This is a genomic window from Streptomyces cavernicola (assembly GCF_029968035.1).
GTDB classification, from domain to species: Bacteria; Actinomycetota; Actinomycetes; order Streptomycetales; family Streptomycetaceae; genus Streptomyces; species Streptomyces cavernicola.
Genome location: NZ_JASCIQ010000006.1, coordinates 37,919 through 60,173 on the forward strand (window position 1 = coordinate 37,919; position 22,255 = coordinate 60,173).

At 71.7% G+C, this 22,255-nt stretch carries 17 protein-coding genes and 1 pseudogene; 9 read left to right on the plus strand and 9 right to left on the minus strand.

Annotated elements, in window-relative coordinates:
- Positions 1-40: 40 nt before the first annotated feature.
- The 3 genes from QIS96_RS07490 to QIS96_RS07500 all read right to left on the minus strand — a co-directional run bounded on the left by QIS96_RS07490 (position 41) and on the right by QIS96_RS07500 (position 3,331).
- Positions 41-565 carry a phage tail protein gene (locus QIS96_RS07490; protein ID WP_282541620.1) on the minus strand — a complete coding sequence of 175 codons (525 nt, stop codon included), beginning with the start codon at positions 563-565 and terminating at the stop codon, positions 41-43.
- 40 nt (positions 566-605) lie between these two features.
- Entirely contained in the window at positions 606-2,471 is a 1,866-nt protein-coding gene (locus tag QIS96_RS07495) for a phage tail sheath family protein (RefSeq protein WP_282541621.1), read from the minus strand.
- 419 nt (positions 2,472-2,890) lie between these two features.
- Positions 2,891-3,331 carry an STAS domain-containing protein gene (locus QIS96_RS07500; RefSeq protein WP_282541622.1) on the minus strand — a complete coding sequence of 147 codons (441 nt, stop codon included), beginning with the start codon at positions 3,329-3,331 and terminating at the stop codon, positions 2,891-2,893.
- Between the two features lie 355 nt (positions 3,332-3,686).
- Here QIS96_RS07500 and QIS96_RS07505 point away from each other — a divergent pair, with 355 nt between their 5' ends.
- Positions 3,687-4,874, plus strand: coding sequence for an acyl-CoA dehydrogenase family protein (locus QIS96_RS07505; protein ID WP_282541623.1), 1,188 nt, complete (start codon positions 3,687-3,689; stop codon positions 4,872-4,874).
- Between the two features lie 24 nt (positions 4,875-4,898).
- Here QIS96_RS07505 and QIS96_RS07510 read toward each other — a convergent pair whose 3' ends face one another.
- Positions 4,899-5,915 carry a zinc-dependent alcohol dehydrogenase family protein gene (locus tag QIS96_RS07510; protein ID WP_282541624.1) on the minus strand — a complete coding sequence of 339 codons (1,017 nt, stop codon included), beginning with the start codon at positions 5,913-5,915 and terminating at the stop codon, positions 4,899-4,901.
- A gap of 178 nt (positions 5,916-6,093) precedes the next feature.
- Here QIS96_RS07510 and QIS96_RS07515 point away from each other — a divergent pair, with 178 nt between their 5' ends.
- The gene (locus tag QIS96_RS07515) at positions 6,094-6,987 is read left to right on the plus strand and encodes a helix-turn-helix transcriptional regulator (protein WP_282541625.1); all 894 of its coding nucleotides are present in this window, start codon (positions 6,094-6,096) and stop codon (positions 6,985-6,987) included.
- 35 nt (positions 6,988-7,022) lie between these two features.
- On the opposite strand, the gene QIS96_RS07520 is transcribed toward QIS96_RS07515, so the two are convergent.
- From QIS96_RS07520 to QIS96_RS07540, 5 genes are all read right to left on the minus strand, one after another.
- Positions 7,023-7,964 (minus strand): LysR family transcriptional regulator, encoded by a 942-nt coding sequence (locus tag QIS96_RS07520; protein WP_282541626.1) that lies wholly within the window; start codon positions 7,962-7,964, stop codon positions 7,023-7,025.
- Positions 7,965-8,020: 56 nt separating this feature from the next.
- Entirely contained in the window at positions 8,021-9,226 is a 1,206-nt protein-coding gene (locus QIS96_RS07525; RefSeq protein WP_282541627.1) for a glycine C-acetyltransferase, read from the minus strand.
- Between the two features lie 50 nt (positions 9,227-9,276).
- Positions 9,277-10,308 carry an L-threonine 3-dehydrogenase gene (gene tdh, locus QIS96_RS07530; RefSeq protein WP_282541628.1) on the minus strand — a complete coding sequence of 344 codons (1,032 nt, stop codon included), beginning with the start codon at positions 10,306-10,308 and terminating at the stop codon, positions 9,277-9,279.
- Positions 10,309-10,620: 312 nt separating this feature from the next.
- Complete coding sequence (locus QIS96_RS07535) at positions 10,621-11,823, minus strand: MFS transporter (RefSeq protein WP_282541629.1); 1,203 nt, start codon at positions 11,821-11,823, stop codon at positions 10,621-10,623.
- 303 nt (positions 11,824-12,126) lie between these two features.
- The gene (locus QIS96_RS07540) at positions 12,127-14,445 is read right to left on the minus strand and encodes an FdhF/YdeP family oxidoreductase (RefSeq protein ID WP_282541630.1); all 2,319 of its coding nucleotides are present in this window, start codon (positions 14,443-14,445) and stop codon (positions 12,127-12,129) included.
- 193 nt (positions 14,446-14,638) lie between these two features.
- On the opposite strand from QIS96_RS07540, the gene QIS96_RS07545 reads away from it, so the two are divergent.
- From QIS96_RS07545 to QIS96_RS07575, 7 genes and pseudogenes are all read left to right on the plus strand, one after another.
- Positions 14,639-15,778, plus strand: coding sequence for a Dyp-type peroxidase (locus QIS96_RS07545; protein WP_282541631.1), 1,140 nt, complete (start codon positions 14,639-14,641; stop codon positions 15,776-15,778).
- Positions 15,775-16,587, plus strand: a complete 813-nt coding sequence (locus tag QIS96_RS07550) for a family 1 encapsulin nanocompartment shell protein (RefSeq protein ID WP_282541632.1) — start codon at positions 15,775-15,777, stop codon at positions 16,585-16,587. Before QIS96_RS07545 ends, QIS96_RS07550 begins: the two co-directional genes overlap by 4 nt.
- Before the next feature lie 182 nt (positions 16,588-16,769).
- Positions 16,770-17,423 carry a hypothetical protein gene (locus QIS96_RS07555; protein ID WP_282541633.1) on the plus strand — a complete coding sequence of 218 codons (654 nt, stop codon included), beginning with the start codon at positions 16,770-16,772 and terminating at the stop codon, positions 17,421-17,423.
- Positions 17,424-17,557: 134 nt separating this feature from the next.
- Positions 17,558-18,433 carry an oxygenase MpaB family protein gene (locus tag QIS96_RS07560; RefSeq protein ID WP_282541811.1) on the plus strand — a complete coding sequence of 292 codons (876 nt, stop codon included), beginning with the start codon at positions 17,558-17,560 and terminating at the stop codon, positions 18,431-18,433.
- Positions 18,415-20,640, plus strand: coding sequence for a serine/threonine-protein kinase (locus QIS96_RS07565; protein WP_282541634.1), 2,226 nt, complete (start codon positions 18,415-18,417; stop codon positions 20,638-20,640). Before QIS96_RS07560 ends, QIS96_RS07565 begins: the two co-directional genes overlap by 19 nt.
- A gap of 132 nt (positions 20,641-20,772) precedes the next feature.
- Positions 20,773-21,027: pseudogene (locus QIS96_RS07570) on the plus strand (FAD-dependent oxidoreductase); the annotation flags it as partial.
- A gap of 84 nt (positions 21,028-21,111) precedes the next feature.
- Positions 21,112-22,023 (plus strand): hypothetical protein, encoded by a 912-nt coding sequence (locus QIS96_RS07575; protein WP_282541635.1) that lies wholly within the window; start codon positions 21,112-21,114, stop codon positions 22,021-22,023.
- Positions 22,024-22,255 lie beyond the last annotated feature (232 nt).

Sequence of the window (22,255 nt, forward strand, 5' to 3'; positions counted from 1 at the left end):
CCGACTGTGTCGCTCCCCTCGAACCTCAACCGACCCTGGATCAGGCCGGGTTGAGGAAGGAGGGCTCCTCGGGCTCGGGCACCTCGTAGTCCCGCTCCCAGCCCTCGCACTCCAGCTTCAGCGACTGGATGGCCACCGCGTTGGCGTTGGCGTCCAGCTCGCCGAGGACCTGGTACTCGCTCGGCCAGGCCCGGTAGATCTTGTGCGAGACGGCGACCTGGCCGGCCTCGTTGAGGACCTGGACGACGATGTCCTTGCGGAAGTCGGCGAGCGACACCTCGGAGCCGAGACCGGCGCCGACCTGCCACACCTTGTTGGCCCAGCGGTCGAACTCGGGGTCGTGGGTGACGCCGCGCTCCAGGGTGATGCCCTCGAACTCGGAGCGCCCCGGCGACTTCCGCGGCGAGCTGGGGTCGCCGCCGTGCCGGTGCTTGACGACCTCGGTGGTCCGCTTCAGCGGGCTGATCTTGCTGATGCCCGCGACCGTACGGCCGTCCCACAGGACCAGGAACTTGAAGTTCTTGTACGGATCGAAGCGTTGGGCGTTGACTGTGAACTCAGGCATCGGATTCCTTCTCGATCAACAGGCTCGTTTCCGCGAGGCGTCAGAGCGCGAACTGCCCGGCCGTCTGCTGGAGTTTGACGATCACGAACTCGGCGGGCTTCACCGGTGCGATGCCGACCAGCACGTTCACCACTCCGTTCGCGATGTCCTCGTCCGTCGTCGTGTCGTGGTCGCACTTGACGAAGTACGCCTCGCGCGGCGTGCCGCCTTTGAAGGCGCCCTGCCGGAACAGGTTGTGCAGATACGAGGAGGCGCTGAGGCGGATCTGCTGCCACAGGTTCTCGTCGTTGGGCTCGAACACCACCCACTGCAGGCCGCGGTGCAGGCTCTCCTCGACGTGCAGGGCGAGCCGCCGCACCGGCACGTACTTCCACTCGCTGTCCAGGGCGTCGGCGCCTTCGAGGGTGCGCGCACCCCAGACCAGTGGGCCGGCCATCGGGAAGGTCCGCAGGCAGTTCACGCCGAGCGGGTTGAGCAGGCCGTTCTCCCGGTCGGTGAGCTTGACCGTGAGCGAGTGCACGCCCGCGAGCCGCGCCTCGGTGCCGGCCGGCGCCTTCCACACGCCGCGCTCCGCGTCCGTACGCGCGAACACGCCCGCGACCGCGCCCGAGGGCGGGAAGGAGCGGAGCCGTCCGGTGAGCGGGTCGGTGAGCTGCAGATGCGGGAAGTACAGGCCCGAGTGGTTGCCGCGGACCGGTTCGAACGCGGCGAGCCCGGCCCGCGCGGTGTCGACGCTGACCCAGGTGCTGGGCGCGTCCACGAGCAGGAAGATCCGCCGCTCCTGGCAGAGCCGCTGGGCCGCCGAGACGACGGTGACCATGTCCTCGACCGACTCGTACGCGGCGAGCTCGGGCAGCACGAGGAGGTTGACGTCGGGCTCGTCGCGCAGCGCCTGGATGCCGGTCTTGCCGGACTCGCTGCCGATGAGGTCGCGCGGGCCGGGCGCGTCCCCGTCCTCGCCGCCGTCGAGCGGGAAGACCGGCGGGTTGACGGAGGCTTCGAGGCCCAGGTCGTTGGCGCATTCGCCGACGAAGCGGACCACGTCGTCCGGGTCGGTGGAGCCCGCGACGACCTGCACGCGGCGGCCGAAGGCGGTCACCTCGACGCCCGCGAAAGCGTGCTTGCCCGGCGCGTCGGGCAGGGCGCGCAGCTTGCGCTCCAGGAGCTGGGCGAGCTCGGTGACGTTGCAGGGCGCCTCGCCGTCGGCGTCCGGGTCGTAGAGCGTGAACTCGCGCTCCACCTCGCCGATCTTCACCGTCAAGTCGACGGCCAGGTCCGGGAGTTCGTGCCCGAACGGCTTGGAGACGGTGCCCGACGGGTCGGGCCGGCCTTCGCCGACGGCCTCCACCCGGATCAGGCGGGAGCCGGAGTTGATCACCGTCGGTGCGTACCGGCCGTGCGAGGCGTCCATGGAGAGGCCGGTGAAGGCCTCGCGGGCGCCGCCGCGCGCGTCGTACACGCGCAGGTTGAAGGTCTCGTCGGGGCACGGCGTGTCGTAGTCGACGGCGACGCGCAGGCCGTTGCCCCAGACGCCGGGTTCCTTGGCGTGCACCTCGAGGACGGGGCACTCGCTGCTGCCCTCGGTGGACTCCAGGGTGACGCAGGCCGCCTTGCCGCTGCGCGCCTTGGCCACCCGGACGATCACGGCGACGGTGCCGCCGTTACCGAAGAACTGGTGCACCGCGTAGCCGACGGCGCTCTGCGAGCTGAGGCCGCCGAAGCGGCGCTCGAACTCGGCGAAGCTGGTGATGCGCACCGGCTCGTTGAGCGGGCCGCGCCGGGTGTGGCCCACGAACGCGGTCACCGAGGTCGTGACGGTCGAGATGGTGCGGGCACTGCTGGGAAGCTCTTCGACGTAGACGCCGGGATACGTCGGCTTGGCAGCGTTCACTGCATGCGTCGGCATTCCCCCTCCTATCCCTTCTCAGGCACCGGTTGACAGGCACCAAGAGGTGGCAGAGGGACGCGACACCGCGCCGCGCGCCGCCGCGTCTGGTCGGGCGCGGCGCCACGCGCACTTGATCAGTTTCCCCCGTCAGTGCCCGGTCGTTTCGATCGACCGGGCCAAGCTCTGTGCTTGTGACCCCTGATGCTCGAGTGCTGAACGCAGTATTAGACGGGGGGAGTTGACGTAACAAGACGTCTTCAGGACACCCCGTGGGGAGGTTGTGTGAAGAGTCGCGCCGGAGGCGTTACTCCCCGAACTCCCCGGCAAATAAGCGGAGTTGGCTTGTTTCGCTTCGGCGTGGCGAGGTTGACGCATCGGCTGATGCACTGTCAAGGAATCCGCCTGACGCCTTGTCGGGGAGTCAGGCTGATGTCCTGTCAGGGGATCGCGCGGTGCACGCCGTTGCTCGTGCGCCCCGCCGCGTCGTGCACGGACGGCGGTCCGCAGGCCGCGCACGGCCGTCGTGGCGCTTCGAGCTCGGGCGGCAGCGACTCCCAGTCCGTGAAGCACCGGTCGAGCCCGGTGAGCAGCAGGACGCGCCGCACCCGCGGGACGCCGCGGACCAGGAACACCCGGGCGTCGCGCGCCGTGCAGTGGCGTCTGACGCGGACGAGCAGCCGCAGTCCGCTCGCGTCCAGAAAGGTCACCGGACGCAGGTCCACGACGACTTCGCGCCAGGGGAGTTCGACGAGCAGACCCGTCAGGCGTGGCGCAAGCACCTGATGGGCCCATGCGTCGATCTCGCCGTACAGGACGAGCACCAGCGTCTCGCCCACTGAGCGGTGTTGGAGGCCGAAGGCCGGCTCAGAGAACTTCATGGCCCACCTGGAAGACTCAGCTCCTTATACGAGGAGTGACGAAAACGGGGTCGGCGCCGAGTGTCGCTGCGGCGCCCTTGGCTCCCCGCCAGCCGGGGAGCGCGACGGTGTCGAAGCCATCATTCCCGCTCAGAGTGTTCGTAAGCGTGTTCCGTGGGTGCGGCCACTACTTCTCCGCCACATAAAGCCCATGTCAACTTCAACTACGCTCAGTAGTTGATGGGGAGTTGAGGCGCGTAGACCTCAACCTCCGTTACCGGCAGGTGAGTTGGTGGATCCGGCCCGCCCCTTCCGTATTCTTGAAACACGTTCTACCGTGTGCGCCGCCGCAGGACCGCGAGAGTCTGGAGGGGCCGTGCACCTCGAATACACGCCTGAGCAACAGCAGTTGCGCACCGAGCTGCGCGCCTACTTCGCCGAGCTCGTCCCCGACCACGCGTACGCGCGCTACGAGGACCCCACGGAGCAGAAGCGGTTCTACCGCGAGACCGTGCGCCGCCTGGGCTCCGACGGCTGGCTCGGCGTGGGCTGGCCGAAGGAGTACGGCGGCCGGGGGCTGAGCCCGATGGAACAGTTCATCTTCTTCGACGAGGCCGCACAGGCGGGCGTACCGCTGCCGCTGATGGCGCTCAACACCGTCGGGCCGACGATCATGCAGTTCGGCACCGACGAGCAGAAGGCGTACTTCCTGCCGAAGATCCTCGCCGGCGAGATCGACTTCGCCATCGGCTACAGCGAGCCCGAGGCGGGTACCGACCTCACCGCGCTGAAGACGAAAGCGGTGCGCGACGGGGACACGTACGTCGTCAACGGCCAGAAGATCTGGACCACCAACGGCGACACCGCGGACTGGGTGTGGCTCGCCGTGCGCACCACCGTCCCCGAGGAGGGCGTGCCGCCGCACAAGGGCATCACCATGCTCCTCGTGCCGACCTCGGACCCCGGCTACTCCTGCACCGTCATCAACACCCTCGCCTCGCACGACACGACGGCCAGCTACTACGAGAACGTCCGCGTGCCCGTCGCGAACCGCGTCGGCGAGGAGGACAAGGGCTGGCGCCTGATCACCAACCAGCTCAACCACGAACGCGTCACCCTCGCCGCGCACGGCACGATGGCGATCCGCGCGCTGCACGACGTCCAGCGCTGGGCGGCCGCCACGAAGCTCGCCGACGGACGCCGCGTCATCGACCTCGGCTGGGTCAGGCAGCGCCTCGCCCGCACGCACACCAAGCTGGACGCGATGAAGCTCCTCAACTGGCAGATGGTGAACGCCGTCCAGAACGGCACCCTCACCCCGCAGGACGCCTCCGCGGTCAAGGTCTACGGCTCCGAGGCCCGCCGGGACGCGTACGCCTGGCTGATGGAGGTCGTCGCCGCGGCGGGCCCCCTGAAGGAAGGCTCCGCGGGCACCGTCCTGCACGGCGAGCTGGAACGCGGCTACCGCTCGGCGGTGATCTTCACCTTCGGCGGCGGCAACAACGAGATCCAGCGCGAGATCATCTCGTGGATCGGCCTCGGAATGCCGCGCGTACGACGCTGAACCGGAAGGCCGGCGCCGCGAAGGTCACGGCTTGAGGAGCGTCTTGATCGCGCGCCGCTCGTCCATGGCCCGGTAGCCCTCCGCGACCTGCTCCAGGGGCAGGGTCAGGTCGAAGACCTTGCCGGGGTCGATGCTGCGGGACAGGACACGCGCGACCAGGTCCGGCAGGTAGCGGCGTACGGGGGCCGGGCCGCCGCGCAGGCCGACGTGCGAGAAGAACAACTCCTGCCCGTCCAGGGCCACTTCGTGGGGTACGCCGACGAAGCCGACGTTGCCGCCGGGCCTGGCCGAGCGCAGCGCCTGCTGCATGGCCTGGGCGGTGCCGACGCACTCCAGGACGGAGTCCACGCAGATCCCGCCGGTCAGCTCCTTGAGCCGGGCCACGCCCTCGTCGCCGCGCTCGGTGACGATGTCGGTGGCGCCGAACTCCAGGGCCAGCTTCTGCCGGGGCTCGTGCCGGGACATGGCGATGATCCGCTCCGCGCCGAACTCCTTCGCGGCGATCACCCCGCACAGTCCGACCGCCCCGTCCCCGACGACCACAGCGGTCGCCCCGGGCCTGACCTCGGCGGCATCCGCGGCCCACCAGCCGGTGCCGAGCACGTCGGACACGGCGAGCAGACCGGGCCAGAACGCCTCGTCCGGCACGCCGTCGGTGGCGACCAGGGTGCCCTGGGCGTTGGGGATGCGGACGTACTCGGCCTGGCAGGTCGACATGAACTCGCGGTGCAGACAGCCGGACTGGTAGCCGTTCCGGCAGTTCGCGCAGGCGTTGCACGAGGTGGCGAACGAGCCGACGACGAACTGCCCCGGCCGGACCGCCGTGACCTCGCTGCCGACCTCCTCCACGAAGCCCACGTACTCGTGGCCCATCGGGTGCGCCCCGTCGGTCGGCTCCGCACCGCGGTACGGCCACAGGTCGGAGCCGCACACGCAGGTGACGGCGGTACGGATGATCGCGTCGGTCGGCTTGAGGATCCGCGGGTCGTCGAGCGTCTCGAAGCGCACATCGCCGGGGGCGTGGATCACTGCTCCGCGCATGAGGGGGTTCCTTACGTGCTGTATGGGTGGGGACGAGCGCCCGTCCTGCCCTGCGAGGGGCGGACCAGGTGCGCCGCGCCATCCAGGAAACCGCCGCCCCGCGCGGGCAGCGAGTCACGGACAAGGGGTGTACCGGCAGTACATCGCTCCGGCGGCGCTCCCGCCGTACGGTCGAGACATGGACAACCGTGACGAGGTCCGCGAGTTCCTGACCTCGCGGCGCGCCAGGATCAGCCCCGAGCGGGCCGGGCTGCCCGCGGGCTCCCGACGCCGCGTGCCGGGCCTGCGGCGCAGCGAGGTCGCGTCCCTCGCCGACATGAGCGTCGAGTACTACGCCAAACTCGAACGCGGCAACCTCGCCGGCGTTTCCCCGGGCGTCCTGGAGGCCGTCGCCCGGGTCCTGCAGCTCGACGAGGCCGAGCGCGCCCACCTCCTCAACCTGGCGCGGGCGGCCGACGGCTCCGACGCCCTCACCCGGCCACGGCGCCGCCGCGCCAAGGGCCAGTGGCAGCCGCACCGCAGCCTGCAGTGGACCCTCGACGCGATCACCGCGGGACCGGCGTTCGTCCGCAACGCCCGCCTGGACGTCCTCGCCACCAACCAGCTCGCCAGGGCCTTCTACAGCGACCTCTACGCATCCCCCGTCAACCAGGGGAACCTGGCCCGCTTCGACTTCCTCGACCCCGCGGCCCGGCGCTTCTACCCGGACTGGGAGCGCTTCGCCGACATGGGTGTCGCCATCCTGCGCGCCGAGGCGGGCCGCAACCCGTACGACAAGGACCTGCACGACCTCGTCGGTGAACTGTCCACCCGCAGCGAGGAGTTCCGCACCCGCTGGGGCGCGCACGACGTCCGCCACCACGGCACCGGCAGGAAACGGTTCCGGCACCCGGTCGTCGGCGAACTCACCCTCGCGTTCGAGGGCCTGGAGCTGGCGGCCGAGCCCGGCCTGACCCTCACCGTCTACACCGCCGAACCCGGCTCCCCCTCCGAGGAGGGCCTCCGCCTCCTCGCCTCCTGGGCCGCCACCCACGAGCCCCGGACCCCTTCGGAACAGCCGACGACCAGCTGAGGGTTTCCGGCGGCGGCCCGCCGTAGGGCGTTCGCTCAGCCGGCCGCGGCCTTCCGCAGGGCGTCGAGGACCGGCTTGATCAGCGGGTGGGCCTCCGCCCCGTGGCGCACCGCCGCGAACACCTTGCGCTCGGGGGAGTGGGGGTCCCCCCTGCTCGAGCGGAGCCGAGAGCTTGGGGGAGCATCTACCGGGCGTACCGCCGCGTCCGCCAGATCCGCGCCGCGCAGGGCCGAGCGGGGGACCAGGGCCACGCCCGCGCCCGCCGAGGCCAGCGCCACCACCGCGCGGAAGTCGTCCGACGAGTGCTCGAACTGCGGGGAGAACCCGGCGTGTTCGCAGGCCAGGACCACCACGTCGTGGCAGGGATTGCCGGGGTACGGGCCGATCCACGTGTCCTGCGCCAGATCGCCGAGCCGGATCCACTCCGCGCCCGCGAGCCGATGGCCGACCGGGAGGACCGCGTCGAAGGGCTCCGCGTAGAGCGGCACGCGCGTGATCCGGTCGTCGTCGGCGCCGGGCGCGCCCCGGTACTCCACCGCGACCGCGACGTCGATCCGCCGGTCGAGCAGCATCGCCAGGCTCGCGTCGCCCTCGGTGTCCTGGACGCGGACCCGGATGCCGGGGGACGTCACGGCCAGGTGGCCCAGGGCGGGGCCCACGACCAGGCCGATGCCCGTCGCGAACGACGCCAGCGTCACCGTGCCCGCCTCACCCGTGCTGTACGCGGCGAGCTCCGCCTCCGCCCGCTCCAGCTGGGCGAGGACCGCGTTGGTGTGGGTGAGCAGGATCTCGCCGGCCGCGGTCAGCCGTACGCCCCGCGCGCCGCGCTCGACCAGCTTGTGGCCCGTCTCCTGCTCCAGGGCGGCGAGCTGCTGCGACACCGCGGAAGGCGTGAGATAGAGCGCGGCGGCGGCCGCCGTCACGGTGCCGTGGTCGGCCACCGCCCGGAGGATGTGCAGCCGCCGCGCCTCGATCATGCTTCCGATTATCCCCGGTCTCAGCCCTGCTCTCAGCCCTGCTCTCAGCCCTGGTCTCAGCCCTGGTCCGCCGCGCCCAGCTCCGCGCGGGCCGCGACGAACGCGTCCACGGCCCGGTTCACGTCCGCCGTGGAGTGCGCCGCCGACAGCTGTACGCGGATCCGGGCCTGGCCCTGCGGCACCACCGGGTACGAGAAGCCGATCACGTACACGCCGCGCTCCAGGAGCAGCTCCGCCATCCGGCCCGCGACCGAGGCGTCGCCGATCATGACGGGCGCGATGGCATGGTCGCCGGGCAGCACGTCGAAGCCCTCCGCGGTCATTCGCTCACGGAACAGCTTGGTGTTCGCGGCCAGCTGTTCCCGCAGGTCACCGGCCGATTCGAGGAGGTCGAGGACCTTGAGCGACGCGGCCGCGATCACCGGCGCGAGGCTGTTGGAGAACAGGTACGGGCGCGAGCGCTGGCGCAGCAGCGCGACGATCTCCGCGCGGGCCGCGACATAGCCGCCGGAGGCGCCGCCGAGCGCCTTGCCGAGGGTGCCGGTGATGATGTCGACGCGGTCCATGACGCCGTGCAGCTCGGGCGTGCCCCGGCCGCCGGGGCCGACGAAGCCGACGGCGTGCGAGTCGTCGACCATGACCATCGCGTCGTACCGCTCGGCCAGGTCGCAGATCTCGGCGAGCGGCGCCACGTAGCCGTCCATGGAGAACACGCCGTCGGTGACGATCAGTCGGCGGCGCGCGTCGGACGCGTCCTTCAACTGCCGTTCCAGATCGGCGAGATCGCGGTTGGCGTAGCGGAAGCGGCGGGCCTTGGAGAGGCGGATGCCGTCGATGATCGAGGCGTGGTTGAGGGCGTCCGAGATCACCGCGTCCTCGGGGCCGAGGAGCGTCTCGAAGACGCCGCCGTTGGCGTCGAAGCAGGAGGAGTAGAGGATCGTGTCCTCCTGGCCGAGGAACGCGGACAGCCGCGCCTCCAGCTCCTTGTGCACCTCCTGCGTGCCGCAGATGAAGCGCACCGAGGCCATGCCGTAGCCCCAGCGGTCGAGCGCCGCGTGCCCGGCCGCGATCACCTCGGGGTGGTCGGCGAGGCCGAGGTAGTTGTTGGCGCAGAAGTTGAGCACCTCGCCGGGCCGGCCGCCCGCCGTCACCTCGACGCTGGCGGACTGCGGGGTGCCGATGACCCGCTCGGGCTTGTGCAGGCCGGCCGCGGTGATCTCGTCGAGGGTGGCGCGCAGGTCGTCGCGTACGTTGTCGAACACGGTGAAAGTCCTTACGGGAGAGGGGAGTTGAGGGCGCTCGGGAGGCTGGGTCAGCCGGTCTGCCAGTCGAGGATGACCTTGCCGCCGCGGCCGCTCGCCGCGTCCTCGAAGGCGGCGTCGAAGTCGGTGTACGCGTACCGGCCGGTGATCACCGGGGACAGGTCGAGGCCGCCTTCGAGGAGGACCGACATCGCGTACCAGGTCTCGAACATCTCGCGGCCGTAGATGCCCTTGATCGTGATCATCGAGGTGACGATGCGGGCCCAGTCGACGGCGAACTCCTCGGCGGGCAGGCCGAGCATGGCGATCCGGCCGCCGTGCGTCATGTTGGCGAGCATCTCGCGCATCGCGGCCGGGTTGCCGGACATCTCCAGGCCGATGTCGAAGCCCTCGCGCAGGCCGAGCTGCCGCTGGCCGTCGGCGATCGTGGACTTCGAGACGTCGAGGGCGAGGCTGACGCCGACCTTGCGGGCCAGGTCGAGGCGCTCCTCGCTCACGTCGGTGACCACGACGTTGCGGGCCCCCGCGTGCGCCGCGACCGCAGCCGCCATCAGGCCGATCGGCCCGGCCCCGGTGATCAGCACGTCCTCGCCGACCAGCGGGAACGACAGAGCGGTGTGCACGGCGTTGCCGAACGGGTCGAAGATCGCCGCGATGTCCAGGTCCACGGGCACCCGGTGCACCCACACGTTGGACGCGGGCAGCGCCACGTACTCGGCGAACGCCCCGTCGCGGCCCACGCCCAGGCCGACGGTGGCCCGGCACAGGTGGCGGCGTCCGGCCAGGCAGTTGCGGCAGGTACCGCACACCAGGTGGCCCTCGCCGCTGACCCGGTCGCCGACGTCGATCCCCGTCACGTCACGGCCGGTCTCGACGACCTCGCCGACGAACTCGTGCCCCACGACCAGCGGCGCCTCGATCGTCGACTGCGCCCAGCCGTCCCAGGCGCGAATGTGCAGGTCGGTGCCGCAGATGCCGGTGCGCAGGACCTTGATCAGCACGTCCCCGGGGCCGATGGCGGGCTCGGGGACATCCGTCAGCCACAGTCCCGGTGCGGCCTTCTCCTTGACCAGTGCCTTCACGGCTCGACTCCTTCTCGTCGCGCACGCGGGCATGGCGAGGCACGGCCCGGCACGGGGTGAGCGTTGGTGGGGGTGGCGGCCGTCCCGACCGCCGCGCCCGACTCTTCCGTACGCGGCGCGGCTGGTCCATCGAGGTTTTCTTAAGCGGTGCCGCAGGTTTGCTGTAGGCCGGTGTTTTGTGCCTGTGCCTCCTGCGGGTTGTGTGTGGTTGCGGTCAGGGCTTGTTCCCCTACCCGCCCCTTCCCCAAAGCCTGCGGCGCCTGTATTTCGTCTGCTGCGCCGTCGTGGCTGGTCGCGCAGTTCCCCGCGCCCCTAGGCGGGCAGGTGGCTTCTGCTGTGGCGGGCCGTGAAGAGGAGGCAGAGCAGCCCTACGGCCGCCAGGCCCGCCAGCAGGGCCGGGTACGACGCGGAGCCCGCCGTGATCGCGAGCAGCAGCGGCGTGAGGAAACCGCTGTGCGCGACGCCCTGGTGGAGCGAGGCGGCCGAGGTGCGGTCCCGCGACGGGGCGAGCCGCTCGATCTCCCGGAGCCCGGACGCGAGCGTCAGCCCGTACCCGGCGCCGAGCAGCACCGCCGCGGCCAGGACGAGCGCCGCCGACTTCCCGTCCACCGCGAGGGCGCTGACCAGCAGACCGCCGATCACGGCGAGCATCGCGGCGAGCGTGGCCCGCGCGCTGTGGGCGTGGTCGAGCCGGTGGGCGAGGGGCTGTACGGCGATGCCCGTGCCCAGGGTCAGCGCCGTGACGAGCCCGCTGAACAGCGGGGCGTAGCCGGGCACCCGGTCGGCCACGAGCGGCGGCAGTACGACGTACGCCACGGTCGCCGCCGTGAACACCGCAGGGCTTGCCGGGAGCACCACCCGTACGAACCGGGGGTGGCGGAGCGCGCCGCGCCACAGCGGAGCGGCGAGCGGCTCGGGGCGGCGGCCCGCGAACGGCGGCACGGTCTCGGGGGTACGACGCGTAGCGAGGAGGGCGGCGACGGCGAGCAGGGCGTGCGTGAGGGCGGGCAGCACCATCGGCGACGGCAGCCACTCGGCGACCGCCCCGGCCGTGAGCGCCCCGGCCGCGAAGCCGCCACCGGTCGCCCAAGTGGCCCTGCCTGTCCCGGAGTTGGGGGTGCCCGTTCCGACGGAGAGCTCCCGCAGCCAGGTCGTGCCCGCGGTCAGGAGCACGCCCGCCGCGAGCCCGGTCGCGAAGCGGCTGACGTACACCGCGCTCGGATCCACGGCGGCCGCCGCGAGCAGCGTGCTGGCGGCGGCGCTCAGCATGAGCGCGGGCCGTACGGCGCGCCGCCGGCCGAGCCGGTCCGCGGCGGGTGTGCCGAGCAGCAGACCGGGCAGCAGGCCGAGCAGATACGTGGTGAACATGGCGGCGACCGGCACGGCGGGCCAGTGCTCCTGCGTCCGGTACACGACGGAGAGCGGCGTGAACTGGTTGGCCCCCCACCCGGCGACAGCTACGGCGGCCCCTGCGGGGAGCCAGCGGTTTCTTGCTCGCTCCTTGTGCGGGGCCATGTTCTCGTCGCGCCTTTCCCTGCGGAATTCCCTGTCTCTGGATTCCAGAATTCTCCGGGGCATTCCGGGGACGGGTCAAAGCGGAAATTCCGATGGGTTGATCGGCGCGACTTATCAAGCTGCGGGCCGGTGGGGGCTGGTCGCGCAGTTCCCCGCGCCCCTGAAGGCATGCGGCTGCGCCGCGCCTTCTCGGGAGATGGCGCACGAAGTGCCCATCTCAGGGGCGCGGGGAACTGCGCGAGCAACCACGACGAAACCCGCACCCGGCAGCAAAACGGAACCCGGCAGACGAGATGCCGACCCTCAACGCCCCCCACCCGCACGAATAACCACCCGAACATGCTTCATGATCGGCTGATCACTCTGCGTACTGAAATCCCCCAACGCGCACAGCACATTCATCTCCGGCATATACCCCGCCGCACACCCCCGAGGAATGTCGTACGGCACCGCCAGATATCCCTCGACCGACCTCGTGCTGCCGTCCCGCGCCGTGCTCGTGATGTCGACGGGGGCCATGTCGTCGATGCCGCGCTCCCGCATGTCGGCCCGGTTCATGAACACCAGGGTGCGCAGGTTCTTGATGCCTCGGTAGCGGTCGTTGTCCGAGTAGATCGTGGTGTTCCACTGGTCGTGCGAGCGCATCGTGCCGAGCGCGAGCGTGCCCGGCTCGGGGACGACGTTCGGCAGCGGCGCGGCGGAGAACTCGGCCCGCCCAGACGGGGTGAGGAAGACCAGCTCACGGGCGGGCTGCTTGATGCGGAAGCCGAGCGGCAGCCGTACCCGACGGTTGAAGTCCTCGAAGCCGTCGAGGACTTGGGCCATGGTGTCGCGGATGCGGTCGTAGTCCTCGACGTACCACCCCCACGGCGTTGGGCTGTCCGGCAGCGCCGCGCGCGCCATGCCCGCGACGATCGCCGGCTCCGAGAGCAGCTGGTCGGAGGCGGGCCGCTTCATGCCGAGCGACAGGTGCACCATGCTCATCGAGTCCTCGACGGAGGTGCTCTGCACGCCCTTGCGCTGGTGGTCCTTCTCGGTACGGCCGAGGCACGGCAGGATCAACGCCCGCTTGCCGTGCACCACATGACTGCGATTCAGCTTCGTGCTGACCTGCACGGTCAACTCGCAGTTGCGCAACGCCTCGTACGTGACGGGCGTGTCCGGCGCGGCCAGCGCGAAGTTGCCGCCCATGCCGACGAACACCTTCACGTCGCCGCGCCGCATCGCCTCGATCGTGCCGACCGTGTCGAGGCCGTGCGCGCGGGGCGGGTCGATCCCGCAGACCTCGGCGAGCCGGTCGAGGAACGCCTCCGTGGGCCGGTGGTCGATGCCGCAGGTGCGGTTGCCCTGCACGTTGCTGTGCCCGCGTACGGGGGAGGGGCCCGCGCCCTCACGGCCCAGATTTCCGCGCAGCAGAAGGAGGTTGACGATCTCGCGCACCGTGTCGACGCCGTGTTCGTGCTGGGTCAGGCCCAGGCACCAGCTGACGATGGAGCGGTCGGCCTCCTCGTACACCCGTGCCGCCTTCAGGATGTCGGCGCGGGCGAGGCCCGACTGCTCCTCCAACTCGTCCCAGGACGTGGCCTCGCAGAGCGCCCGGTACGCGTCGAAGCCCGTGGTGTACCGGTCGATGAACTCCCGGTCCAGGGCCTTCGGATCGGTGGCCGACTGTTCGATGATCGCCTTGGCCATGCCGCGGATCAGCGCCATGTCGCCGCCGATGCGCACCTGCAGGTTGAGGGTGCTGGTCTTCGTCGTCTTGAACCGCGCCATGTCGAGGAAGTCGTGCGGCACGATCGTGCGCGTCGCGGCCGCCTCCACCAGCGGGTTGACGTGCACGATCTGCGCGCCCCGGTGGTACGCCTCGGCGAGCGCGGTCAGCATGCGGGGCGCGTTGGACGCCGCGTTGACACCGAAGATGAACAGCGCGTCGGCCGTCTCCCAGTCCTTCAGGTCGACCGTGCCCTTGCCCGTGCCGAGCGAGGCCTGCAGGGCACGACCGCTCGCCTCGTGGCACATGTTGGAGCAGTCCGGCAGGTTGTTGGTGCCGAGCTCGCGCGCCATCAACTGGTACAGGAACGTCGCCTCGTTGCCGAGCCGTCCCGAGGTGTAGTACGCGGCCTGGTTCGGGTCGTCGAGCCCGCGCAGGGCGCTGCCGACCAGCTCGAACGCGTCCTTCCAGCTGATCGGCGCGTAGTGGTCGGACTCCGCCTCGTACACCATCGGCTCGGTCAGCCGCCCTTGGTCTTCGAGGTCGTAGTCGCTCCACTCGAACAGCTCCGACACGGAGTGCGCGGCGAAGAACTCACGGCCCACCCGCTTCGGGGTCATCTCCCACGTGACGTGCTTGATGCCGTTCTCGCAGATGTCCAGGTGCAGGCCCTTGGTGTCGTCCGGCCACGCACAGCCCGGACAGTCGAAGCCGGACCGCTCGTGGTTCATCTTCATGATCGCCCGCGGCCCGTCCACGTACGCCCGCTCCCGCATGAGGAACGACGTCACGCTCTTCGCCGCACCCCAGCCCGCCGCCGGGTGGTGATAGGGGCTGAACTCCGGTTCGCCGTCGGGGGCCGGGCCCACCTCGGGCTCGCGGACTTCCTGCCGTTCCTCGTCGATGCTCAAGCTGCTCAACCCTTTCGGGGCGCGGTCGTACGGCGATGAGCGGACCCGGTCGTACGAGGTGCTCCGGGGCGGTCGTACGCGCGGCGCGGGGAACTGCCCGCGACGGTGCGCGGGGCTGCACCCTCGGACGCCCCCGCCTAGGCTGACGCTGACCGATCAGTCCGCTTTGTGCTCATTGTCCGACGGGAGTCCCATGGTCGCAGCGCAACCCGTCATCACCCCGCCCGCCAAGGCCGCGGTGTTCCTGGTCGCCACCGTGAACCCCGGCGGCGAGGACACGGTGCGCGAGACGCTCCAGGACCTGGCCGGACTCGTCCGCTCCGTCTCGTTCCGCGCGGCCGAGGACCGGCTCGCCTGCGTCGCGGGCATCGGCTCGCAGGCCTGGGACCGCCTCGCCGCCGGGCCCCGCCCCCGCGAACTGCACCCCTTCGAAGCCCTGCGGGGCCCCCGGCACACCGCCCCCGCCACCCCCGGCGACCTGCTCTTCCACCTGCGCGCCCGCCGCCTCGACCTGTGCTTCGAGCTGGCCCGGCTGATCCTCGACGCGCTCGGCGACGCCGTCACCGTCGTCGACGAGGTGCACGGCTTCGGCTACTTCGACGCCCGCGACCTCCTCGGCTTCGTCGACGGCAGCGAGAACCCGACGGGCGGCGCCGCGCGGGACGCGGTGTACATCGGCGACGAGGATCCGCCCTTCAGGGGCGGCAGTTACGTCATCGTGCAGAAGTACGTGCACGACATGGCCGCATGGAACGCGATCGGCGTCGCCGAGCAGGAACGCGTCATCGGCCGCAGCAAGACGGACGACGTCGAGATGCCCGACGACGTCAAACCCGCGAACTCGCACGTCGCCCTCAACACGATCACCGACGAGGACGGCACGGAGCGGAAGATCGTCCGCGAGAATATGCCGTTCGGGGAGCTCGGCCGCGGCGAGTTCGGCACGTACTTCATCGGCTACGCGCGCACGCCCGACGTGACCGAGCGGATGCTGCGCAACATGTTCCTCGGCGATCCGCCCGGCACCACGGACCGCATCCTCGACTTCTCCACGGCCGTCACCGGCGGCCTCTTCTTCGTGCCGAGCGCCGAACTCCTGGAGGACTTCCCCGCCCCGCCGCCGCCCGGGACCGCGAACGAGGCTGCCGCGCCGGCCGAACACCCCGTACCGGCCGGGGTCCCCGAGCCCGCCGCGCCTGAGCCCAAGTCCGTCGAGGCGGAGCCCGAACGCGCGCCCGCGCCCGAGACCGCACCAGCACCCGCGCCAGAACCCGCGCCCGTTCCCGTCGCCGGCGGCTCCCTCGGCATCGGCAGCCTGAAAGGAACGCCATGACGCCCCCCGTCGTCACCAACCTGCACCGCGAACTCGCCCCGATCACCCCGGCCGCCTGGGCCGAGATCGAGGAAGAGGCCCGCCGCACCTTCCGCCGCCACGTCGCGGGCCGCCGCGTCGTCGACGTCCCCGACGCGGGCGGCCCGCGGCTCTCCGCCCTCGGCACCGGCCACCTCATCGAGATGACCCCGCCCGCCCCCGGCGTCACCGCCCGGCTCCGCGAGTGCAGACCGCTCGTCGAACTCCGCGTCCCGTTCACCGTCGACCGCTCCGCCGTCGACGACGTGGACCGCGGCGCCCAGGACTCCGACTGGCAGCCCGTCAAGGACGCCGCCCGCACCATGGCCTACGTCGAGGACCGCACGATCTTCGACGGCTACACCGCCGCCCAGATCGACGGCCTGCGCGCCTGCTCCTCCAACCCGGTGGTCAGCCTCCCGGCCGAGGCCCGCGACTACCCCGACGCCGTCAGCCGCGCCCTCACCGAACTCCGCCTCGCCGGGGTCGACGGCCCCTACCAACTCCTTCTCGGCGCCGAGGAGTACAGAGCCGTCAGCGAGACCTCCGACCACGGCTACCCCATCGCCGCCCACCTCGCCCGCATGCTCGACGGCTCCCCGATCTGGGCCCCCGCCCTCAGCGGCGGCTTCGTGCTCTCCACCCGCGGCGGCGACTTCGAACTCCGCCTCGGCCAGGACGTCGCCATCGGCTACACCGCCCACGACGCCCACCAGATCGAGCTCTACTTCCACGAAACCCTGACGTTCCTCGCGTACACCGACGAGGCCGTCGTCGTACTGGAAGCCTGACGGCCAGAGGGCGTCCCCCCGAGGCGCCCCGGACACCGCAGGGCCCGCCCTCCGGGCCAACGGCAGGACTCTACGGACACGACCCGGCCCCAACCCCCCTTGCCCGGCACCGGAATCGATCTTGCACGGTCGTACGTGATGGAATCGCCCCCGCAACAGCACGCAGCGGGGGAGGACTCCACATGGGCAGGACGACCGAGCGGACGCGGGACGCAGTCGAGCAGGCGCGCGCACTCGCGCCGGCGGGGGAGACGTTGCGCGGCGCGCACGCCGCCGGGGTGGCGATGCGGGCGCCGAAGCCGGGAAGGTTCCGCCGCCCCCGCGCCCTGCACGGCGAACGGCGCACGCTCTACAGCTGGTGCGCGGCCCCGGGGTACGTGTTCCTGGTGCTCACCACCATGAACTGGAACCCGTTCACAGCGCTGTTCGAGGCGCTCTTCGACGGGGGCTCGGGCGAGAAGCAGCGTCCGGGCAAGCCCTTCCACGGCGGCTGGGACAGCCTCGCCGGGCAGCTGGTCCGCGGCCTGCACCCGCGCACCAAGAACGGCGCGGACACCGTCATGCAGGTCACCGACCGCCGCCTCCAGCTCGTGCACGTCTCGCACGCCGGGTCCTTCCGCGGCACGCCCCGCCGCGTCGAGGCAGGCTGGTCCATGGACGTCCGGCACATCGGCTGGATCCGGGACCGCAGCGACGTCGTCGGCGGCTGCCACGAGATCGGCTTCTCCGACGGCTCCTGGTGCTCCGTGCAGTTCCAGGGCCAGGGCTGGCGCAAGATGCCCGACGCGTTCCCCTACCGCCTCAGCCACCTCGACCCGCACCCGTACGGCGGCTGACCTCGGCCCCTCCCACCCGCCGCCCAGCCCGTCCTACCCTGGGTAACGAGCAGGGAGGTGTCGGCGTGCGGGACGTGAGCGTGGACGCCGGTGGGGACCCCGGGTACTTCGGGCCCGGCACCGTGACCTGGCAGATGCACGGCGACCCGATGATGTGGATCGCCGGCATCCGCGCGCTGTACCTGCAGGCCCTGCACCCGCGCGTAGTCCGCGGCGTCCTGCAGAACTCCGACTTCCGCCGCGACCCCTGGGGCCGGCTCCTTCGCACCGCGGACTTCGTCGGCGCCATCAGCTACGGCACCGCGCAGGACGCCGAAGAGGCCGCCGCCCGCGTCCGCCGCATCCACCGCCGCCTCAAGGCCACCGACCCCGACACCGGCGAGGTCTACCACGTCGACGAGCCGGAACTCCTGCTCTGGGTGCACTGCGCCGAGGTCGCCAGCTACGTCGAGGTGCTGCGCCGCTCCGGGTTCCCGCTCACGCCCGCGCACGCCGACCGCTACATCGACGAACAGCGCGAGAGCGCCCGCCTCATCGGCCTCGACCCCGCCGACGTACCCGCCGACCGGGCCGCGATGCGGGCCTACTTCGCGCGCGTACGACCCGAGCTCACCGTCACCGCGGAGGCGCGTGAGGTGGACGAGTTCCTGCGGCACCCGCCCACGCCCCCGCTCCTCGCCCCCGCGCGCGAGCTGGGCTGGCGGCGCGTGGCGAACCTGGCGTACGCCGCACTGCCCCCGTACGCCCACGAGTTGTACGGCAGGAGCGCGCCACCGCCGGGGGTGGTGGATCTTCGGCTGCGCGCCGCCGGTAACATCCTGCGCTGCATCCCCGCACATCTGCGCTGGCAGCTGCCGCCCAAGCACATTCTGCGGGCGATGGAACGGCTCGGCCCCGGCAGCCGGCCCGCACCGTTCAAACTGCGCGGGCAGGCAGCCATACTGGACGGGCCGGGGAGGGCGATGCGAGGCGACGGGGGCGACACCACGAGATGGCGGAAACCAGGCTGATCCAGGGCCGGTACCGGCTGCTCGACCTGATCGGGCGCGGCGGCATGGGCGAGGTGTGGCGGGCGCGCGACGAGTCGCTCGACCGCCAGGTCGCCGTGAAGTGCCTCAAGCCGCTCGGCCCGCAGCAGGGCGACCCGGGCATCGGCAACGTCCTGCGCGAACGCTTCAAGCGCGAGGCCCGCGTCGCCGCGTCCCTGCAGCACCGCGGCATCACCGTCGTGCACGACTTCGGCGAGGACGACGGCGTGCTCTATCTCGTGATGGAGCTCCTCGAAGGCCGCAACCTCAGCCAGTTGATGGACGACGGCGGACAGGGCCCGCTCTCCGTGCCCGACATCGTCGAGGTCACCGAACAGATCGCGCACGCCCTCGCCTACACCCACGACCAGAGCATCATCCACCGCGACCTGAAGCCCGCCAACATCATGCGGCTCACCGACGGCACGGTGAAGATCTGCGACTTCGGCATCGCCCGCCTCGGCCACGACGTCGGCTTCACCGCGAAGCTCACCGGCACCAACATCGCCATGGGCACCCCGCACTACATGTCGCCCGAGCAGATCGGCGGCGAGCCGATCGACTACCGCAGCGACCTCTACTCCCTCGGCTGCGTCCTGTACGAGATCGCCACCGGCGCCCCGCCCTTCGACCACGGCGACGCCTGGGCGGTGCTCCTCGGCCACCGCGACACCACCCCCGAGCCGCCCCGCTCGAAACGGCCCGAACTCCCCGAGTTCCTGGAGCAGATCGTCCTCGACCTGCTCGCCAAGTCGCCCGACGACCGGCCGGGCGACGCCCGCGAACTCGCCCACCGCATCACCGCCGCCCGCGGCGGCACCCTCGCCCACCCGGCCCCCGCCGCCCGCGTCCCCGCACAGCCCACGAAGCCTGCCGAACTGCCCGACTGGACCCGCGGCATGACCACCGGGCCGAAGGCCACCGGCGCCGTCGACCTGCGCGCCGTCCCGCTCGACGCCGCCGCCGGCCTCACCGGCGAGTGGATCTCCCGCATCGACGGCCGCCGCACCCCCGACGCGGGCCAGCCCCGCCGACCCGAACGCTCCACCGCGCCACCGGAGTTGCTCTCCGTCCTCGCCACCCGGCACACCGCAGGCCTCAGCCTGAGCCGCCTCGGCAAGTGGGAGGAGGCCGTCGAGGTGCACCGCGGCGTCGCCGCCGAACGCGAACAGGCCCTCGGCGCCGACCACCCCGACACCCTTGCCAGCCGGTACGAAGTCGCCGTCACCCTCAGCCGCACCGGCCGCCCCGCCGACGCCCTGAGCGAGTACGAACACGTCGTACGCGGCCGTGAGCGCGCCCTCGGCGCCGATCACCCCGACACGCTCGGCGCCCGCCAGGAGATCGCCTACGTACTCGGCCAGTTGGGCCGCCACTTCGAGGCGCACGAGGTCTACACGGCCGTGCTCGCAGGCCGCGAGCGCTCCCCGGACCTCGGCCCCGACCACCCCGACACCCTGCGCTGCCGCCACAACCTCGCCTACAACCTCAGCCGCATCGGTCGCATGGAGGAGGCGCACCGGACGGCCGCCGAGGTCGCCGAGGCCCGCGCCCGCGTCCTCGGCCCGCAACACCCCGACACCCTCGTCACGCGGTACGAAGTGGCGTACGCGCTCGGCCAGTTGGGGCGTTGGCCCGAGGCCCTGCAGACGTACCACGAGGTGGCCGAGGCGCGCGGGCAGGCCCTCGGCCCCGACCACCCGGACACCTTCGCCGCCCGCTACGAGGTGGGCATCAGCCTCGGCCGCCTGGGCCGCAGCGCCGACGCCCTCGCCCTCTACCGCGACCTGGCCGCCGACCGCGCCCGCGTGCACGGCGCCGACCACCCGGAGACGCTGCGCGCCCGGCACGGCATCGGCGTCAACCTGGGCCGCCTCGGCCGCTGGCAGGAGGCCCTGGAGGAGGCGAGCGACGTGTGCGCCGCGCGGGAGCGCGCCCTCGGCGCCGACCACCCCGACACCCAGGTCAGCCGCCGCGAGGTCGCCGTCGGCTGCGGCTGGCTCGGCCGCTGGGAGGAGTCCCTCGCCGCGTACCGCACCATCGCCGACTCCCGCGAACGCGCCCTCGGCGCAGGCCACCCCGAAGCCCTCGCCGCCCGCCACGACGAGGCCCAGTGCCTGGAGCAGCTGGGGCGCGCGGCGGAGGCGGCGGAGCTGTACTCGCGGATCGCGGCACGGCGGGGGTCGTAGCGGGGGCGCGCCGTCGGACGGGCTGACATTCCGCCCCCGTGTTACGAAGAGCCCATGCCGACCCCCGCGTACGCCGTCCACGACGAGGTGATCGTCGGGGGCGGACACAACGGACTCGTCGCCGCCGCTTACCTCGCCCCGGACGCGCACGGGCACCCCTGCATCGAGGCGAAGACCCCGCTCGACCTGGAACGGGACCTCAGGCTGCCCGGCGGCAACATTTTCCACCGCGAGCTGTCCTTCCCGTACGCGCAGGAGGGCGCCGGGCGTTGGGGTGTGGAGACTGTGTACGCGAATGTCCTGTTGTGTGGAGCGGGGGCGGTGCGCGGAGGGGGCGTCAGCGGCATTCCGGGACACAACGCCGCGATGGTGGTTCTCGGCCGGTGACCGGGGGCGGAACCGGCCGCTCAGGTGTGGGAGGCTGGCCCGACGGCGGAACGTGCAAGGTCTGCCCGCCGGGGAGGGAGAACCGTGAGCAGTGGCCAGGTCCGCAAAATGGTGAGCCTGATGGCGCAGGGAGCGCCCGTCGAGGTCACCAGCATGTGGGCGACCGTGAACAAACTGTCCCGACTTGCGCACCTCGGTGAGCAGTTCGGCTACCAGTACGCCGACGCCCGCTATGTCAACAAGGGTACGCAGCTCCTGCTGGTCCCCGACGCGCAGCCGCAGGCGCAGCAGCGCGCCCAGCAGATGTGGGCGCAGTTCCCGCAGGCGGCCTCCGGCGGTCCGGTGCCGCCGCTGCCCGCGCAGGCGCCGGAACTCCTCAAGACGCAGGTCCAGTTCGACCTGTCCGGCCGGCACAACGAGAAGCGCCGCGTCCTGGCGATCATCCCGATCACCGTCGTGGTGCTGCTCCGCCTGATGCGCGACGGTGCGGACGCGGCGGTCTTCTGGATCCCGTTCTGGGTGTTCGCGATCCTGCTGGCTGTGGGCATGGTGTTCTACCACCGCAAGAAGCACACGGAGCACGAGGCGAAGCTTCAGGCGGCCGGGTATGTGCAGGTGCCTGACCCCACGGGTCGGGTGCACTACGTCCCTGCGGGCAGCTCGCTCGCGGCCCACGCGGGGCCGGCGCAGCACCAGCAGTACGCCCCGCAGCAGGGGGGTCAGCCTCCGTACCAGCAGCAGGCGCCGCAGCAGTACGCCCCGCAGCAGCAGCCCCCGGCTTACGGCCAGCAGCAGCCGCAGGCCCCGGCCTATGGGCAGCAGCAGCCGCAGGCGCCGTACGAGCAGCAGCCTCAGCAGCCGGCTCCGCAGGCCCCCTACCAGCAGCAGCCTCCGGCTCCGGCCCCGCAGGCTCCGTACCAGCAGCAGCCGTACGGTCAGCAGGCCCCGTACGGCCAGCAGGCGCCGTACGGGCAGCAGCCTCCGCAGCAGTACTGAGCGGGCGGGTTTTTTCTTCCCCACCCCGCCCCTTCCCGAATAACCTGCGGCATCCCGGCCCGGGGGCTCAGCCCCCGGGCCCCTGCGTGTCCGGCTCCGCCCCGGACCCGGATGCTGTTCGGCTGCTGCGCCGTCGTGGCTGGTCGCGCAGTTCCCCGCGCCCCTGAATGAACCGGGGCTTCGCCCCGTTCCCGGTCGTCGTTTGTCTGCGGCACCGTTGTGGTTGCTCGCG

What these genes read in the sequence shown, in the direction of transcription:
- QIS96_RS07490 (WP_282541620.1), bottom strand. Translation starts at nt 565, where the DNA reads ATGCCTGAGTTCACAGTCAACGCCCAACGCTTCGATCCGTACAAGAAC.
- QIS96_RS07515 (WP_282541625.1), top strand. Translation starts at nt 6,094, where the DNA reads ATGGACAACCGTGACGAGGTCCGCGAGTTCCTGACCTCGCGGCGCGCC.
- QIS96_RS07495 (WP_282541621.1), bottom strand. Translation starts at nt 2,471, where the DNA reads ATGCCGACGCATGCAGTGAACGCTGCCAAGCCGACGTATCCCGGCGTC.
- QIS96_RS07555 (WP_282541633.1), top strand. Translation starts at nt 16,770, where the DNA reads ATGGGCAGGACGACCGAGCGGACGCGGGACGCAGTCGAGCAGGCGCGC.
- QIS96_RS07510 (WP_282541624.1), bottom strand. Translation starts at nt 5,915, where the DNA reads ATGCGCGGAGCAGTGATCCACGCCCCCGGCGATGTGCGCTTCGAGACG.
- QIS96_RS07560 (WP_282541811.1), top strand. Translation starts at nt 17,558, where the DNA reads ATGCACGGCGACCCGATGATGTGGATCGCCGGCATCCGCGCGCTGTAC.
- QIS96_RS07550 (WP_282541632.1), top strand. Translation starts at nt 15,775, where the DNA reads ATGACGCCCCCCGTCGTCACCAACCTGCACCGCGAACTCGCCCCGATC.
- QIS96_RS07535 (WP_282541629.1), bottom strand. Translation starts at nt 11,823, where the DNA reads ATGGCCCCGCACAAGGAGCGAGCAAGAAACCGCTGGCTCCCCGCAGGG.
- QIS96_RS07545 (WP_282541631.1), top strand. Translation starts at nt 14,639, where the DNA reads ATGGTCGCAGCGCAACCCGTCATCACCCCGCCCGCCAAGGCCGCGGTG.
- QIS96_RS07565 (WP_282541634.1), top strand. Translation starts at nt 18,415, where the DNA reads ATGGCGGAAACCAGGCTGATCCAGGGCCGGTACCGGCTGCTCGACCTG.
- QIS96_RS07520 (WP_282541626.1), bottom strand. Translation starts at nt 7,964, where the DNA reads ATGATCGAGGCGCGGCGGCTGCACATCCTCCGGGCGGTGGCCGACCAC.
- QIS96_RS07500 (WP_282541622.1), bottom strand. Translation starts at nt 3,331, where the DNA reads ATGAAGTTCTCTGAGCCGGCCTTCGGCCTCCAACACCGCTCAGTGGGC.